We start from the raw sequence: 16,154 nt of genomic DNA, 5'->3' as shown, positions 1-16,154 counted from the left end.
GCCCCACGAACCCAATCAATCGTTCAACTACCGGCGGTTATCGAAAATTTAAAAATTAGTTTTGACTAAGGTTCGTTAATTGTTTTAGTGTTTTATTGAAAGCTAATTTAATTGAGTAATTAATTGGTAATTAAAATTACTGTGCTCAAAGTGTTTGAGGTTTTTGAGAATTAAATATCGCTGAATTTCATTCTCGTTTCCGGAGAGCGAGCAGCCAATGCAGAGACTGTCGTGGGGGAGGGGGCGCAAGACGATGCCCGGCTACGTGACGCATGGTGCCCTTCAGCGAAACCTGACTGCGGTACTAGCGCTGTGTATTGCCACCGCAACGACGTCCGTTAGCGCGCAAACATCGAATGGCACAGCTGCGGCCAAACAGGCCGATCAGGCTGTTGCACCCGAGAAGCCCGGCACCTCAACCGAACCCACTAAAGAAAAAGTGTCCTGGCATTCAAAGGACGACGGTGATTTCGATGCCAGCGATTTCCTGCTGAATCATCGTGGCGCGTTACCCGTCCCGATGATCATCACGGAACCGGCCATTGGATACGGCGGCGGTGTCGGGCTGCTGTTCTTTTCGGAATCGATGGCGGACGCCGCGAGAAACGCAAAAGAAACCGGCGTCATGACACCCCCGAACATCACCGCCGTTGGCGGCATGTACACCGAAAACGGGACATGGGGGGCGGGCCTCATGCACTTCCATACGTGGGGTGGCGACGCCATCCGTTATCTCGGTGGAATCGCCAAAGTGAACATGAAGACGGACTACTACGGTCTGTCGAACTCGCCGCGTTCCTACCAGCTAAACGGCTGGTTGCTTGTGCAGCAAGTGCTGTTTCGCATCGGACAGTCCCATTGGTACATCGGGCCGCGCTACACCTATTTCGATTCGAACACGCACTTCACGGGACAGGTTGCGCAGGAGGTCGGCATGCCCGATGCACAGCGCCGCATCGGCAAGGTCGGTCTGGTGATCGACTACGACTCGCGCGACAACATGTTCTTCCCGAATCGCGGCAGCTATATGGAGCTTGAACTTCAAGCCGCGCGCCCGTGGGCGGGCAGTTCGCAATCGTTCGAGACCTATAACGGACGCGGCTACACATGGCTGCCGCTCGCACGCGATTGGGTGCTCGGCTTGCGCCTCGACGGCCGCTTCTCGGCGGGCGACACGCCGTTCTACGCGCAGCCCTACGTGAAGCTGCGCGGCGTGCAGCAAGGGCGATATCAGGACCAGAACGCGGCGATGGTCGAAGCCGAGGTTCGTTGGAACGTTACGCCGCGCTGGTCGGTGCTGGGATTCAGCGGCGCAGGACGCGCGTGGGGCAAGTGGAAGTCCTTCTCCGAGGCCGATGCCGTTGTTAGCGTCGGCGCAGGATTTCGTTATCTCATCGCCGCCAAGCTGGGTCTGGCCGTCGGCATCGACGTCGCCCACAGCAAAGGGGAGAACGCTTTCTACATTCAGGTCGGCAGCGATTGGCGCTGACGACGGACCGTCCAGACAACCAGCTTTCGAGAGCAGGGCACATTCATGGAAACGTGGCGTAGCGCGAGACGTTGGTGGGTCGTTGCAGGAGCGTTCGCATGCCTTGTCGGCGTGATGCGCGATGCCGCCGCCTGGAGCGCAGGGGCGACGGGGGCGACGATGGTCGCGCCGACGTCCGACGCCGGTGGCGATGTGGCAGCGCGGCGCGGATGGTATCGCGGCGTGATCGGGCCGACGGCCACGCCCTCGGGCGAGAGCGCATCGCCTTCGCCATCGTCGGGTGTCGCAGGCACTCCGGAGGACAGGGCGGCCGCAAACGCGTCGGCATCGTCGAGTGGCGCAGCCTCGCCGGACGCCACGCCATCGTCACCCGCCGCACCGAAACACTGGGACCGTGCGCTGCCGTTCTTCGCGCAGCGCGTTGTCGACCGGGGATACGACCTGCCGAATCCCTACGACGTCGGTTACTCGTATTTCAACGGCACGCAGCGGTATCAACTCAGCAACCTGATGGTCGGCGCGAACGGCAATGGCCTGCGCTCGGCAGACTTTGTGCAGTTCGATCAGTCGCGCATTCGCAGTCAGTCGAACCAGTTTCAGCTCGGCGCGTGGCTGTTTCCGTTCATGAACGTGTACGGCATCGTCGGCAACGTGCGCGGCGGCGGCGACATCAATATCGGCTTCTCGTCGCTCACGGCACTTGAACAGTTTTTCGGACTGAACATCGGATGTGCGGGACGGCGTCCGCCACCGAATTGCGCGAACCCGATCAAGCTTCCGACGGCGCATGCCGACTACAGCGGACACACGTACGGCGGCGGATTCACTTTGGTCGGCACCTACGGCAATTTGTTTTTCTCGCTGCCGGTGACGTACACGGTCTCGGACATCTCCATGTCCGACTCCCTCATCCATTCGTGGAACATTTCACCGCGCATCGGTTGGAACTTCCATCTCGGATCGGCGGGCATTCTCACCCCCTACGTCGGCGCGACGTGGTTTCGCACGCGCGCCGTGATCACAGGCCACTTCGACGTGCCGATCGAAGCCGCAGGCGGTCAGACGCAACGGCTCGACTATCAGATCGATCAGTCGGTCACGGGAAGCTGGAGCGGTGTGGTCGGAGTGAGTTGGGCGGCGAGCAAGCGGTTTGGCCTGCTCGCCGAGTTCGGCTACGGCTACAACCGTAGCGACGTGATCCTCACCGCCTTCCTGAGATTCTGATGCGCGCCCCGGCATTCATCGTGAGACGAACACCGGCGCTGCGCGCTTTCCTGACGTGGGCGGTGGTCGTCACGATCACGCAAAGTGGACTAGCGTTCGCCCAGACGCCGACGACGGCCGCAGAAACACCGCCTGCCGCACAACAAGGCTGGCTCGACCGCCTGCTCGCGAAGCTGGGCGCGGCAGACAAGGTGGACGTCAGTCACGGCATGGACTGGGGCGTCATGCCGGGGCCGTTCTACAACCCCGAGATGGGCTTCGGCATCGGCGCGGCCGCTGTCGGTCTATATAAGACGCGCGACGCCTTACCGACCACCCAACTCTCCACGCTGACACTTCACGGCTTCGGCACGACGACCGGCGCGTTCGGCATCGGTGTCGACAACACCACGTTCTTCACCGACGACAGCTTCCGCTTCGTTATCGCAGGCGCGGTGGTGAACATGCCCACCCAGTACTGGGGCATCGGCTACGACCGTGCGAGCAACGACGACAACCGCGAGAAGTACACCAAACGCAGTGCCTTTGTGCGTCCGACCTTTCTGTGGCGGCTGTGGCCGAGCGCCTACGGCGGATTCGGTGTCGACGCCCACTTCGATTCCGCCGTGAATCGCGACAAGGGCGACGCGAGTGCTTTCGTGACGGACCCCATCGGGCCGTATGTGCGCAGCATCGGTCTGAGCGCTAACTTTTCTTACGACACACGCGACTTCATCCCCAACCCGTACAAAGGACAGGCGCTATCGCTCACGACCACCGTCTACCGGCGCGCCTTCGGCAGCAGCACATCGTTCGAGTCGTTCGAATGGGCGTACGACCACTACACGAAGTTTCGCCAGCGCGATGTGCTGGCGTTCGACGTCTATGGGAAGTTCAGTTGGGGAGATGTGCCGTGGAGCATGATGCCGACGTTTGGCGACGGCAAGCACATGCGTGGCTACTTTCTGGGGCAATACCGCGACCGCAACATGCTCACGGCGCAGGTCGAATACCGGATGCATCTCGTAGGACGGCACGGCATCGTCGCGTGGGTCGGTGCGGGCGCGATTGCTAACCGGCCGGGCGATCTGGCCTCTGCGCACTGGCTGCCCAACGGCGGGGTCGGCTATCGCTTCGAATTCAAGCCGCGCGTGAATGTGCGCTTCGACGTGGGCTTCGGCCGCCAGACGCGAGGCGCCTACTTTCAGATCAACGAAGCGTTCTAGCGGCAGGGCGCGGGCAGCGCATCGCTAGATCGGATCGAGTGACGCACGACCGGTGCCCTACTTCGGATGTAGTGCCTCTGCCTCTTGAATAGCGATCACGGATTTCGATTTTCGACCCAAGAAACGAGGGCGTTTCCCGAATCGACACTCGTTAGCTCCGGCGAGGAACACCGCAAAGAAGGGGCGGGTCTGTGACAGCGCGCAGCCCTGTTGCGAGCGACCCGATGACAGTCGGTGCCACGGGACGGGGCTCGCAAACCGTCCAACTTCGATTCCGACATCCCCCAACCTATGCGAATCTTTTCCCAACAAACGCCGACCTTTGCACAACAAATCGACGATGCCAAGCAAGTCATCCACAGCAGTGTCATGACAGACGCACTCAATAGCGATGGGCACGTGACGACAAGCTCATTCAAGGCGATGTTCAAAGCATTGCGCAATATCAGCACCAAGGGCTACCAGTTCGATGCCTTCGACACGAAAACCATCCACAATGTGGAGAGCATCAATCGCATGCTGCACGATCAGCGCATCCCGCACATGCTCCATAAGCCGCTCCTCTCGATGCCCAAGTTCGAGAAGGTCCAGTGCTTGCAGGTGCTGTTTCAGGAAAAGCTCGGTGCACGCTCCCCAAGCGGGGCCGCTGGAGTACGCTCGCTAATGAATCCGACGGACCAGATGGATCGCACTGAGTTGAATAAACTCCGAGAGAAGGTCGGCGTGTTACGTGATCCCAGCCAGTGGATCGATGGAGAGATTCAAGCGGCAGAACGACGAGAGGTCAAACGCGTCTACTGATTCGCCTCAAAGCTCGTAACTCTCATGCTCCCCCCGCAAGGCCTGTTCAACCAGCTTGCGGGTCAGAATCGGTGAAAGCAGCTCAACCATCGTGAAAACATATCCGCGCAGATAAGCGCCTTGCTTGAGGGCGACGCGCGTCACGTTCGTCCCGAACAGATGCCCCACCTGAATCGCCCGGAGATTGCGGTCGCGCTCGGGGTCGAACGCCACACCCGCCAGAATCCCCACGCCCAGTCCCAGTTCGACGTACGTCTTGATGACGTCGGCGTCGATGGCTTCGAGCACGATGTCCGGCTCCACGTGCCGCAGCGCAAACGCCTGATCGATCTTGGCGCGACCGGCGAATTGGGGGTCATAAGTAATCAGCGAGTACTTCGCCAGATCCTCGATGGCCACCGACGGCAGTTGCAACAGCGGGTGATCGGGGGGCACGACGGCCACGTGCTGCCATTGATAGCACGGCAGCGACACCAGATCCTTATAGCCTGCGATGGCTTCCGTGGCGATGGCCAGATCGGCCTGATCGTGCAGCACCATCTCGGCGATCTGCGTCGGGCTGCCTTGCAGGATCGACAGACGCACCTTCGGATAGCGCCGCTTGAACTCGGCCACGGCGTGCGGCAGCGAGTAGCGCGCCTGCGTGTGAGTGGTGGCGATGGTCAGGCTGCCCTGATCCTGAGCGGCATAGTCCTTGCCGATCCGCTTGAGGCTTTCCACCTCCATCAGGATCCGCTCGACGGACTCGAAAATGATGCGACCGGGCTCGGTCAGGTTACGGATGCGCTTCCCATGACGGGCAAAGATGTCCACACCAAGCTCTTCTTCAAGCTCGATGATGGCTTTGGAGACGCCCGGCTGGGAGGTAAATAGCGCTTTGGCGGCTTCCGTCAGGTTGAAATTCTGGCGGACGGCTTCGCGCACGAAACGGAACTGATGCAGGTTCATTTGTATAACTTTAGAAAATATACAAACAATTTTTAATTCGTTTGAAGTATATAGCCTTTTCATTACAGTGGGTGCCACTGTTTCGATAACGTTATTCCCTACAGGCATTTAGGACCCACCAGGAACGTCATCCATGTCGCTGTGGCTCGAACCCCTTTCCGGATTTGGCGTCGGCCTGCTGGTCGGCCTGACCGGTGTAGGCGGCGGTTCGCTGATGACGCCGTTGCTGACGTTGCTGCTGGGTTACGCGGCCCCCGTCGCGGTGGGTACGGACCTCGCCTTTGCCGCCATCACCAAGAGTTTCGGGACGGTGGCGCACCGGTCGCACGGTCATGTGAAGTGGCATATCGTGCGCCGACTCACGGTGGGCGCACTGCCTGCGGCGCTGGTCACGATCCTGTTCCTCAAGCGCCTTGGCGGTATCGACGAGTCGACGCTGCACGTCATCAAACTGACGATTGCCGCCTCGGTGCTGCTGACTGTGCTCTCGCTGCTGTTCCGCGCCAAATTGCTGGCCGCATTGCGCGCACATCCCAACTGGCAACTGACGGGCCGTGCGCAAACGATCGCCACCGTCGTGGTGGGCGCGGTCATCGGTGTACTCGTGACGATTTCCTCGATTGGCGCAGGCGCGGTTGGCGCAACGCTGATCCTGATGTTGTACCCGCAGTTGGAACCGGCCGAAGTCGCCGGTACGGATATCGCCTATGCGGTGCCGCTGACGGCCATCGCGGCGCTGGGCCATATCTGGCTCGAGACGGTGCACTGGGCACTGCTCGGCAGTCTGTTGATCGGCTCCCTGCCCGGGATCTGGCTGGGCGCGAAGCTCACCCGTCATCTGCCCGAGCGCATCGTGCGCGGGGCGCTGGCGGCGACGCTCACGCTCGCGGCAGTGAAGCTGGTCGGCTGACACCCCACACAAAACAAGGAGTTCGCGAGATGCGAAACGAATCCCGCTGGGAACCCGCCCCGGCTGCAGTGCCGTCGACCGTGGCCGATGCCGAGCATCAGGACATGGCGCTGCTCGACGAAATGGAAGCCGTGCTGGCCGAGCGCCTCGCCCGCATTGCAAGCGCGCATCGCAACGTGAAGTTCGCGAGCAGCCTTGCCGCCGAAGACATGCTCATCACGCACGTGATTCTGCGCCAGCAACTGCCGATTACCGTCTTCACGCTCAATACCGGACGCCTGCACGACGAGACCGTCGGCATGCTCGACAAGATCAAGGCGCGTTATGGCTATGACGTTGCGCAGTACGCGCCGCAAGTCGACGCGGTCGAAAAGTACGTCGCCGATCACGGCGCGAACGCCTTCTACGAAAGCGTGGACCTGCGTAAAGCCTGCTGCCAGATCCGCAAGGTCGAACCGCTGGGCCGTGCGCTCGCCGACGCCGACGCGTGGCTCACCGGTCAGCGTCGCGAACAGTCGGTGACGCGCGGCGAACTGGCCTTCGCGGAACAGGACGACGCTCGCGGCATCGCCAAGTACAACCCGTTGTTCGACTGGACGGAAGCACAGGTTTGGGCCTACCTCACCGCGCGCGACGTGCCGGTCAACCCGCTGCACGCACGCGGCTACCCGAGCATCGGTTGCGAGCCGTGTACGCGTGCCATCCGCCCCGGTGAAGACAGCCGGGCAGGGCGCTGGTGGTGGGAGTCGCGCGACAGCAAGGAATGCGGGTTGCACGCGGGCAACCTGAGCAAGATCCCGGTGTCGGTGCAGTCGAACTGATACGGGCAAAGACATATGACGGTGTGACCGCGAGCGCCATCGCGCAGCTGCACATCGTCGCAAGCCGAATCTCGGAAAACTCGGAATCGTCAAGGAAGGGAACACTATGGGTGCGATGCACGAAGTCGCGCAGGCCAATGGCTCGCGAATGGATCATCTGGACTGGCTCGAAGCCGAATCGATGTACATCCTGCGTGAGGTCGTGGCGGAGTGCCGCAAGCCCGCGCTGCTGTTCTCGGGCGGCAAGGATTCGGTCGTGGTGCTGCATCTCGCGCTCAAGGCCTTCGGCCTCGGCCCGGGGCGCAAGACGCAACTGCCGTTCCCGCTCGTGCACATCGACACCGGTCATAACTATCCGGAAGTGATCGAGTTCCGCGACCGTCACGCGAAGGCGCTCGGTGCTGAGCTGGTCGTCGGTCATGTGGAAGATTCGATTGCACGTGGCACGGTGCGTCTGCGTCGCGAAACGGATTCGCGCAACGCCGCGCAGGCCGTCACGCTGCTCGAGACCATCGACGAGTACGGTTACGACGCCATGATCGGCGGTGCGCGCCGCGACGAAGAGAAGGCCCGTGCGAAGGAGCGCATCTTCTCGTTCCGCGACGAGTTCGGTCAGTGGGACCCGAAGGCTCAGCGTCCGGAACTGTGGCATCTGTTCAATGCCCGGTTGCACAAGGGCGAGCATCTGCGCGTGTTCCCGATCTCGAACTGGACTGAGCTGGATGTGTGGCAATACATCGCCCGCGAAAACCTCGATCTGCCGTCGATCTATTACTCGCATGAGCGCGAAATCGTGCGCCGCAACGGCCTGCTTGTGCCGGTCACGCCGCTCACGCCGAAGCAGGACGGCGAGTCGAGCGAACTGGCGTCGGTGCGCTTCCGTACGGTCGGCGACATCAGTTGCACGTGCCCGGTGGCCAGCGTCGCGTCGAGCCCGGTGGAGATCATCGCCGAGACGGCCGTGACCGACATCACCGAGCGTGGCGCCACGCGCATGGACGACCAGGCATCGGAAGCGGCCATGGAGCAGCGCAAGAAGCAGGGTTATTTCTAAGACGCGCGCATTCATTGTCGCCACCGTCAGACCCTATCGAAAGAACATCGGCCCACCTGAGCGACCCACGACCTACGTTGTCGCTCAGGGGCCAAGCAATCGAGTTGAAGAGATCATGAGCCTCACCCCGCATCAGGAAGACCTCGGCGTGCTGCGTTTCATCACCGCGGGCAGCGTCGACGACGGCAAGAGCACGCTGATCGGCCGCCTGCTGTACGACAGCAAGTCGGTGCTGACCGACCAGCTCTCCGCGCTCGCACGCGCCAAGCACAAGCGCACCGCAGGCGAAGACATCGATTTCTCGCTGCTGACCGACGGCCTCGAAGCCGAACGTGAGCAGGGCATCACCATCGACGTCGCCTATCGCTATTTCACGACCGCGCGCCGCAAGTTCATCATCGCCGACACTCCGGGGCACGAGCAGTACACCCGCAATATGGTCACGGGTGCGTCGACGGCGCACGCCGCCATCATTCTGGTCGACGCCACGCGTGTGAGCGAAGTCGAGGGCAAGACCGAACTGCTCGCGCAAACTAAGCGTCACAGCGCTATCGTGAAGCTGCTGGGCTTGCAGCACGTGATCGTCGCCATCAACAAGATGGACCTGATCGACTACAGCGAAACGGCGTTCAACGCGATTCGTGCGGCTTATCTGGAGCTCGCACAGCGTCTGGGATTGCAGGACGTACGCTTCGTGCCGGTGTCGGCGCTCAAGGGCGACAACATCGTCTACGCGAGCGAGCGTATGCCGTGGTATCAGGACGAGCCGCTGCTCGACATGCTCGAATCGCTGCCGGTCGCGCAAACGGGCGGCGAACTGCGCTTCCCGGTGCAACTGGTCGCGCGTCAGGACGGCTCGCATGCCGACGACTTCCGTGGCTATATGGGCCGAGTGGAATCGGGCGCGGTGCGTCTGGGTCAGACGCTGCGCGTGCTGCCCGCAGGTCGTAGCGCGACGGTTGCCGAGATCGTCGGCCCGCGTGGGCTGCTCGAAGAAGCGTTTGCCGGTCAGTGCGTCACGATTCGTCTGACGGAAGATGTGGACGTGTCGCGTGGCGATACCTTCGTGAGCGCGGACTCGGTGCTGGAACCGTCGCGCAAGCTGGCGGCCGACGTCTGCTGGTTCGACGAAGACGCTCTCGCCCCGCAGCGCAAGTATCTGCTCAAACAGGCGACCAGCACGGTGTACGTGAAGGTCGGCAGCGTGGACACGGTGCTCGACGTGAGCACGCTCTCGCACGGCACGGACAAGACGACGCTCGCCATGAACGACATCGGCCGCGTGCAATTCAGCTTGCAAAAGCCGGTGGCCGCCGACACGTACGACGCCAACCCGGCAACGGGCGCGTTCGTACTGATCGACGAAGCGACGCATCACACCGTGGCGGCAGGCATGATTCGCGCACTGGCGGCCTGACGCGCCGACCCTCGGCGACACTCTTTCTCGCATTGCAGGCACATGGCGCGCCAAGACCGCGCCGGTGTCGGCCCACTGAACGACGGCAGCATCATGACGACGACGCAACCGAAATCCGCCCAGCTCCCGGGCAAGGTGTATCTGGTCGGTGCCGGTCCCGGCGCCGCGGACCTGATCACCGTGCGCGGTGCGCGTTTGCTCGCACAGGCCGATGTGGTACTTCACGACGCACTGGTCGAGCCGGACATGCTCGCCCTGTGCCCGCAGGCGAAGCTTGTCGCGGTGGGCAAACGCTGCGGCAAACTCTCCAGCGCCCAGCAGTTCATCAATAAGCAGTTGATCGATCACGCACGTACGCACGGGGTGGTTGTCCGCCTGAAGGGCGGCGACCCGATGTTGTTCGGTCGCGCGGACGAAGAACTGCGCGCGCTTGAAGCTGCGGGTATCGAAGTGGAAGTGGTGCCGGGCATCACGGCGGCGCTGGCGAGTGCCGCGACGCTCGGCCGCTCGCTCACGTTGCGCGGTGTCTCGCGCAGTGTGGCGTTCGTCACGCAGAGCCGTGCGCCCGATTCGGCGGAGATCGCGACGCAAGCGTCGGCCGATTCGCTCGTGTATTACATGGGCCGCGACGCCGCACAACGCATTGCCGCAGAACTGATCGCGGCAGGCAAACCCGCCACCACGCCAGTGGCCATTGTCGAAGCCGCAACCACGGTGCGCGAGCGCCGTGTCTTACTCGGTCTCGGTGAGTTGGCGCAGGGCCTCGCTGCGGCATGGTTCGACGCCTCCCAACCCAGTGTGCTGCTCGTCGGCGAGGTGTTTGCCGATGCCAACGCAGAATCCCTTCACGAAATGCTTCACCTGTCGTCGTCGACAGTCGCGTCGCGCGAAGCCGCCTGAACCAGGCGAGAGCACGCACCGGTGGGGTGCTGTCGCTAGATCCTGAACGCCTCGCGCACCGGCACATATAGATCGATGTCGCGGAACAATGGCATGTCGCCTAACGTCCGGGCGTCGATCTCGGCGATTTCTAGCGCATAGGTGCCCGCTTCATTCATGGCGATTCCGTATTCCGACACAACGTCTTGCAGATGTGTGTCCACCAGATGCATCAATTCTTCACGGTCTGAGTGAGTGACGATTCCCACGGCCGGGTCCATGAATACGTATTGAGAATGGCCGGTGGACGACAGTCGTCGGCCAAGCAAAAGCGTGCGGCTTCCCGCCGTAATCTCGAACATACGCGTCGTGTCCTGCGCGCCTTCGAGAAGGGCCTCGACGGAGGCGCCGACCAAGGAATTGGGCGGCCCGGGAAGGTAGGGAATGTCACCGATGCCCAGCACAGCGAGATCCTGCGAAAAGACTTCCGAAACCGATGGAGACAGTTGCGCATACGCATTGAATTGATGCGCGACGGAATCGGCGCGGCCGTAATATGCCCCGACTGCGGAGGCTCGCAGCAAACCAGTGCGCAGATGGCTGAGATAGTGGCGAAAACGCTGCGTGATCGGCACATAGAGCGCGCCGACCTCTCTTGCCTGTGACGGCAGTCGGGCGACGGAGATCGTCGCTGCGGCATCGACGGCATTCTGCAGTTCGTTGATCCGACCGGCCAGTGTGCCCAACGCTTCCGGGGTTCGTATCGTGCGATCGATGAATTCCAGCTTGAGCAGACGTAGATCCGAAACGGTCACGCCAACGGGGCTTGTGCGCTGCGATACGGTATCCGAGTACGCGCGCATGGCATTCTCGAACAGCGGGTTGTGTCTGTTGCGCCAGCCATCGTAGCGCTCCAGAAAATGTTGATCGATACGCCACCCGACTGTCGGCTCCTCCAGCCCCGACTGGAGCAAATCGGCCGATGTTGTCACGTGCCACCGTCCCTCGGATCCCAGTCGCATGTAAAGGGCATCGGACGCCGTTGCAGCCGAACCGGCGGGTGGAATCAGGCGAAAGTGGCCGATCGTGCTGTCAAACTCGACATAAGCGCGCGTCGACGAATCGATGGCGGCGTACAGGCGTCCGTCGGCGCGATGCAAACCCAGGATGAGCTCTTCACCGAAAACGGGCGGTTGCGAAACGTAGTAGTTGAATCGGCGTGAGCCTGTGATGAATGAGAGCGCCGGAAACCGCGCGGCCACGGCACCTTGCGCTACGACCGCCGAGAGCATGGATTGCCACGCCTGCGAGTGCAGATTCTTATCTCCGGTCAGAAGTGCTACGCCTTCGCCGACGACGCCGACACTGAAGTCGGCCATGGAGATGGCAGCGCCGACCGGTTGCACGGAGGGAAACGCCCACGATGCGAAGCCAACCGCCAGATCCAGTTTCGCCAGATAGTCCATGGCCTTGAGTACTAACCGACGATGGGGGGTAGGCTCGGGTGCCAACACACCGTGTGGCGATCGCGCTTCGTATACCGAAGTTAGTAAGGTGAAGGTGTCGGACTCGCTCGGCACGGGTTGTCCTACCGCATCGAGCTTTGCGTCGACAAGCCATTCGTCGTCGAGCGACGGCGGACTAAAGCCGCTGGCAAGCTGGCGGCGAGCGTCGTCGTCGGCTGTTTGCTGATGAAACCAGTCTTCAAGCTTCGCCCGGCTTTCAAAACCGCGAACTTGCGGTCCGTCGGGATATGCGGCAATCAGAAGCATCGATGGCCGACCTTCGGCCCAGACAACCATCAGTGCGGAATTGTGCCCCTTTACCTGCAGCCATTCCCGCTTGACTCTCGGCGAAATAATCTCGTGAGAGAGCTGTATCTCGTAGAAACGATTCAGGTCGATCGGACCCGCGATACGCGCCGCCAGATGCCGCGCTTCGACCGAGAGTACGCCGCTCGCGCGTTGCAGCCAGACCTGCGCAATGAACTCGCTCTTGAGCACTTGGCGAACCGTGTTGCGCGATGTCGACCAGAAATGCTCAAGGGCGTCGTAAATAGTCTTTTCCGGGGGGCCATCGGCCAGCTTGCCGACGATGGCGGCAGCGTCCGGGAATGGGCTGTCAGACGCCCAATCTTGCGTTTCAGGTCGCAGCGTTCCTTCAGGCGAGCGTCTGAGGAGTGGGCCTGTCGCGATGGCGTCGGGCACCCGCAGTTTGTAGAGTGTGGCCGATGTGACGGAAATCGGGGCGGGTGAGCCCTCGATGCGCACGTACAACGTGTCCGGGTCGGTGTTGCTGAGACCGGAGCGATTCAGCACGCTTCTTGCAAAGTCCCGTGCCATGCGATGGACGTCCGGCATGGCTGTCGACAACTGCGCGCGAAGCGTCTGAATGTGGCGGATGCTGTCGATCTGCGCCAGTGAGATCACGGCACTGTGCCGCGTTGCCGGAAGGCCCGCATCGATACGCGCGAGCCTCGCTTTGTCGAGTGCCTCTTCCACGGCCGAGGTGGAAGAGCCACTCAACCAGTTCGTGTATTGCCTGATCCTGTGGCCAGTTGTGACAGCCACGGTTTTCAGCGGGGCGTCGGCGCGCATGACGTCAAGCGTGGCTCGGTTGGCCATCCGTATGGGATCGGCGTGCGTGACGGGGCTTAACGCGATAGGCGGGGCGTCGGTCAGTCCCGCAGCGACGACGGATTGTGGCAGCCGTTCGAGCAGCGTGTCTCGCAGACCACCGACATTCTTTTCGATGGCCTGCGACAACGTCTTCGGGGAGGCAAAGGCACGCCACGCTTGCGCGTCGCCCATCAGATAGAGCAGGGTCAAGCCGTCTTGTGGACGCTCGAAAATGACAAAAGTACCGGCGGGGACCAATGTCTGTTCGCGGCTGCCTTGCGTGAGCTTGAGGAGAAGCCGACGCGACGTCGGACGCGATCCGACCGGGTGGAATGGGGGCGAGTGGGACAGGACGTCTCGCACCATAGGCAGCGCGCGATGTGGAATCAGTCCTTGTCGATAGCCCAGGGTCAGATCGCTTAGTGCCAGTGCGATTTGCGACCCGATGGTCACGGCAGAGTCGAGTTGACCCGGCAATGATTCGGGAATCGACCAGGTCTGTTTTGCCTGCGTATCGCACTTTTCCGTCCAGAGAGTCACGACCGCCCGAAAGCGTTGCGCGCTCACGAGCGTGGGATTTCCCTGTATCGCGCCTTGCGGGGTGCGTTGACATACATCGAAATAGACGTCCTCGGGCGGGTTATCAATGTCAAGTGACCCCGAACGTATCATTCGTGCGGCGTCGAAAAGATTCCAGTAAGTCACATCCCGCAGACGAGTACTTCCCGGTACCGGCTTGTGGCGTCTGAACACGATATCGGGCTGATCGAGGCTAGCGAAATCCGGTTCGGCCGAAATCGTGGCGTTAAACAATTCTGCCTCGGTTGGCAGTGAGGAGAAGTTCATCAATCGATCGAACTTGACGTGTAACGCCCGATGTTCGGAACCACGGTTGTGCCAGCTATTGGCCGCGATGGCGAGCTGGTCGAGTCCCGGCGACATGGAGAAGAAATCGCGGCGGGTGGTCGAGGCAGCGGGGTCCGGTGCGCGCCAGGTAGCGATGGCGAATTCAGCGGGGTGATCGTCCGGCCCGGAAGGATCTTCCGGAACTGACGGATCGGTAGGGGCGAGCGATGCAGCGAGGGTCCCGGTAAAACGGAGTGGATCGTGAGGCATCCGCGCGTCGAACGCTTGGATCAAACGCTCGACCATGTCTACCGTCGTGTGCGATAGCCACTGCCATGCCTCGTGGACGGTGCTGCTCAGGTCGTTGACATCGAAGAAATCTGACGCAGGAACGTCGGCGTTGCCGAGCGTCGATGTACCGTTGGGAGGCAACCCTGCGCATGAGGTGATGCGTTCTGCCGGAAAGACGGGGGTGATCGGAATGTCGAGGAGGGGCCTCGGTCCGATCGGCGGGACGCGGGTGAGCGAGTGGCCAATGGCCGAGCCGTAAAGCATTGCGATGGCAACGCCAGTCCAGCCGCTTCGCCCGAAGTTCATGTCGGGCGCTCGAGGGCAGTGCGCCTTTGCGTACGCTTGCAGTGCTCGCTCATCGGGTGCTTCTCCAGTATGCCCCGAGCCTGCCCACCGAAACGCGTGCGCCCAGTCGATGATCTGCTCGCGCCATTGCGTGAAGTACTTCCCCCATGCGCTGCCGTGTCTGGCACTTTCCGGAATTTCGACGCCAGCGCGATTCAGCGATCGGGACAGGCTACGCAACGACGGTTCGCTTAGCGCTCGCTCAGCGATGGCTTTCACGGATTCCCAGGGAAGTCGATGTCGGATTTGCGCGGGCAGAGAGGCCAGCACGTAGGTGCCCAGCACGGGCTGGTCGTCGAAGAGGCGGGCGAACCGATAGACGATGTCGTCGTCGAGCGCTGAGAGATCGTCGAACGACACCCGCTGATTCACGAGCGAAAAGATCAGTCCGAGCGCTGGCGCAGATTCCGGCGATTCGTCGAGCCAATTGAGCGTGGCGTCGGCGCCTTGCTGGAATTCCGAGAGCCGCGCAAAGGTGTCCGGTGGGAGGTTCGGTGCGGCAGTCAACTCGGGGTGCTCAGCCGTACCCGCAACGCCGGACGGACTCGCAGAGATCGAATACATGTGTCTGGTACTCCCGCGCGTGACGCCTTGGGGCGATGGTATCGGCAAGCGCACAGCCACTGGTTCGGGTGGCCGCGCGATTGCGTGTGTCGAGTGCTCGGGTAACTCAGACGTTACCCCCCGGACCTGGAGCGCCTGGGTTGACCTGTGCAACCTCGTTTCGCGGATCGCGGCCAGTGCCAGCCCATCTGAACGCCTGGAGTGCAAGAACGGTGGCCTGGATTGCCGCAGCGACTCGTTCGCGCCCAAGGAGGCCCACCGCCACCAGGCTCGCCACAAAATCTCTCCGCCTTTGGTGCTTAAGACGGTCTTGATAGACCTGCTCATTGCGAGCGAACCACCGCTGGATGTCGCCCAAAACCGATCCACCGAAACGACGTTCGCAAACGTCGGCAACCGACTCTTCGGAAGGGCGGTGATTGATTTCGTGAACGAGTTCGAGAAGTTCGCGCTGTACCTCGGCGTCGGACGACAGCGAGATGAGGCGCACCAGCACGAGGTTCTGCGCGTCATACGCCCTGAGTGCCCTGGCATCGCCTCTGTGCGTCAGTGCGTCGAGTGCGGCGTTGAACGGATCGAGATTCTTCTGCATTCGCTCCATTCGGTCCGTGAACCATTCGCACGTGTAGATCGATTCCGGACGCTGCAGCGCGCCGCGCTCGATCTGTTGAAGCGCCGTGAAGTCTCGTGAGATATCCGTGCGCATAGGACATGTTGGATTCGACATCGGTGTATCGAAAGG

At 61.7% G+C, this 16,154-nt stretch carries 12 protein-coding genes; 9 read left to right on the top strand and 3 right to left on the bottom strand.

The genetic code is table 11. From position 1 onward, the window contains the following. Positions 1–439 precede the first annotated feature (439 nt). The 4 genes from ACIQWO_RS19560 (at position 440) to ACIQWO_RS19545 (ending at position 4,719) form a co-directional block, all read left to right on the top strand. Positions 440–1,489: a BamA/TamA family outer membrane protein gene (locus tag ACIQWO_RS19560; protein ID WP_402827726.1), complete on the top strand. Its 1,050-nt coding sequence runs from the start codon at positions 440–442 to the stop codon at positions 1,487–1,489. 45 nt (positions 1,490–1,534) lie between these two features. Continuing rightward, positions 1,535–2,713, top strand: a complete 1,179-nt coding sequence (locus tag ACIQWO_RS19555) for a hypothetical protein (RefSeq protein WP_402827723.1) — start codon at positions 1,535–1,537, stop codon at positions 2,711–2,713. Next, positions 2,713–3,918, top strand: a complete 1,206-nt coding sequence (locus ACIQWO_RS19550; RefSeq protein ID WP_402827720.1) for a hypothetical protein — start codon at positions 2,713–2,715, stop codon at positions 3,916–3,918. The genes ACIQWO_RS19555 and ACIQWO_RS19550 overlap by 1 nt, the downstream gene beginning before the upstream one ends. Before the next feature lie 291 nt (positions 3,919–4,209). Further along, entirely contained in the window at positions 4,210–4,719 is a 510-nt protein-coding gene (locus ACIQWO_RS19545) for a hypothetical protein (RefSeq protein ID WP_402827717.1), read from the top strand. A 6-nt stretch (positions 4,720–4,725) separates the two neighbouring features. Here ACIQWO_RS19545 and ACIQWO_RS19540 read toward each other — a convergent pair whose 3' ends face one another. After that, a complete protein-coding gene (locus tag ACIQWO_RS19540; protein ID WP_402827714.1) occupies positions 4,726–5,667 on the bottom strand; it encodes a CysB family HTH-type transcriptional regulator in 942 nt (313 codons plus the stop codon). Between the two features lie 133 nt (positions 5,668–5,800). Between ACIQWO_RS19540 and ACIQWO_RS19535 the strand changes: the two genes are divergently transcribed. The 5 genes from ACIQWO_RS19535 (at position 5,801) to cobA (ending at position 10,769) form a co-directional block, all read left to right on the top strand. After that, positions 5,801–6,577: a sulfite exporter TauE/SafE family protein gene (locus ACIQWO_RS19535; RefSeq protein WP_402827711.1), complete on the top strand. Its 777-nt coding sequence runs from the start codon at positions 5,801–5,803 to the stop codon at positions 6,575–6,577. 104 nt (positions 6,578–6,681) lie between these two features. After that, on the top strand, positions 6,682–7,398 hold the full coding sequence (locus ACIQWO_RS19530; protein ID WP_402828242.1) for a phosphoadenylyl-sulfate reductase: 717 nt from the start codon (positions 6,682–6,684) through the stop codon (positions 7,396–7,398). 106 nt (positions 7,399–7,504) lie between these two features. Continuing rightward, the gene (gene cysD / locus ACIQWO_RS19525; protein ID WP_150577681.1) at positions 7,505–8,452 is read left to right on the top strand and encodes a sulfate adenylyltransferase subunit CysD; all 948 of its coding nucleotides are present in this window, start codon (positions 7,505–7,507) and stop codon (positions 8,450–8,452) included. A 115-nt stretch (positions 8,453–8,567) separates the two neighbouring features. Beyond that, the gene (locus ACIQWO_RS19520) at positions 8,568–9,869 is read left to right on the top strand and encodes a sulfate adenylyltransferase subunit 1 (RefSeq protein ID WP_402827708.1); all 1,302 of its coding nucleotides are present in this window, start codon (positions 8,568–8,570) and stop codon (positions 9,867–9,869) included. 93 nt (positions 9,870–9,962) lie between these two features. After that, positions 9,963–10,769: a uroporphyrinogen-III C-methyltransferase gene (gene cobA, locus ACIQWO_RS19515; protein WP_402828239.1), complete on the top strand. Its 807-nt coding sequence runs from the start codon at positions 9,963–9,965 to the stop codon at positions 10,767–10,769. A 35-nt stretch (positions 10,770–10,804) separates the two neighbouring features. Here the strand turns inward: cobA and ACIQWO_RS19510 are convergent, their stop codons facing one another. Beyond that, positions 10,805–15,355: a dermonecrotic toxin domain-containing protein gene (locus tag ACIQWO_RS19510; RefSeq protein ID WP_402827705.1), complete on the bottom strand. Its 4,551-nt coding sequence runs from the start codon at positions 15,353–15,355 to the stop codon at positions 10,805–10,807. A 163-nt stretch (positions 15,356–15,518) separates the two neighbouring features. Next, entirely contained in the window at positions 15,519–16,139 is a 621-nt protein-coding gene (locus ACIQWO_RS19505) for a hypothetical protein (RefSeq protein ID WP_402827702.1), read from the bottom strand. Positions 16,140–16,154 lie beyond the last annotated feature (15 nt).

This window comes from Pandoraea sp. NPDC090278 (assembly GCF_044772185.1).
In the GTDB taxonomy this organism is placed as follows: domain Bacteria; phylum Pseudomonadota; class Gammaproteobacteria; order Burkholderiales; family Burkholderiaceae; genus Pandoraea.
The sequence above is the reverse complement of the archived record's forward strand: the minus strand, read 5'-3'. Positions and strand labels throughout refer to the sequence as shown.

What these genes read in the sequence shown, in the direction of transcription:
- ACIQWO_RS19555 (WP_402827723.1), top strand. Translation starts at nt 1,535, where the DNA reads ATGGAAACGTGGCGTAGCGCGAGACGTTGGTGGGTCGTTGCAGGAGCG.
- ACIQWO_RS19550 (WP_402827720.1), top strand. Translation starts at nt 2,713, where the DNA reads ATGCGCGCCCCGGCATTCATCGTGAGACGAACACCGGCGCTGCGCGCT.
- ACIQWO_RS19545 (WP_402827717.1), top strand. Translation starts at nt 4,210, where the DNA reads ATGCGAATCTTTTCCCAACAAACGCCGACCTTTGCACAACAAATCGAC.
- ACIQWO_RS19540 (WP_402827714.1), bottom strand. Translation starts at nt 5,667, where the DNA reads ATGAACCTGCATCAGTTCCGTTTCGTGCGCGAAGCCGTCCGCCAGAAT.
- ACIQWO_RS19535 (WP_402827711.1), top strand. Translation starts at nt 5,801, where the DNA reads ATGTCGCTGTGGCTCGAACCCCTTTCCGGATTTGGCGTCGGCCTGCTG.
- ACIQWO_RS19530 (WP_402828242.1), top strand. Translation starts at nt 6,682, where the DNA reads ATGGCGCTGCTCGACGAAATGGAAGCCGTGCTGGCCGAGCGCCTCGCC.
- cysD (WP_150577681.1), top strand. Translation starts at nt 7,505, where the DNA reads ATGGGTGCGATGCACGAAGTCGCGCAGGCCAATGGCTCGCGAATGGAT.
- ACIQWO_RS19520 (WP_402827708.1), top strand. Translation starts at nt 8,568, where the DNA reads ATGAGCCTCACCCCGCATCAGGAAGACCTCGGCGTGCTGCGTTTCATC.
- cobA (WP_402828239.1), top strand. Translation starts at nt 9,963, where the DNA reads ATGACGACGACGCAACCGAAATCCGCCCAGCTCCCGGGCAAGGTGTAT.
- ACIQWO_RS19505 (WP_402827702.1), bottom strand. Translation starts at nt 16,139, where the DNA reads ATGTCGAATCCAACATGTCCTATGCGCACGGATATCTCACGAGACTTC.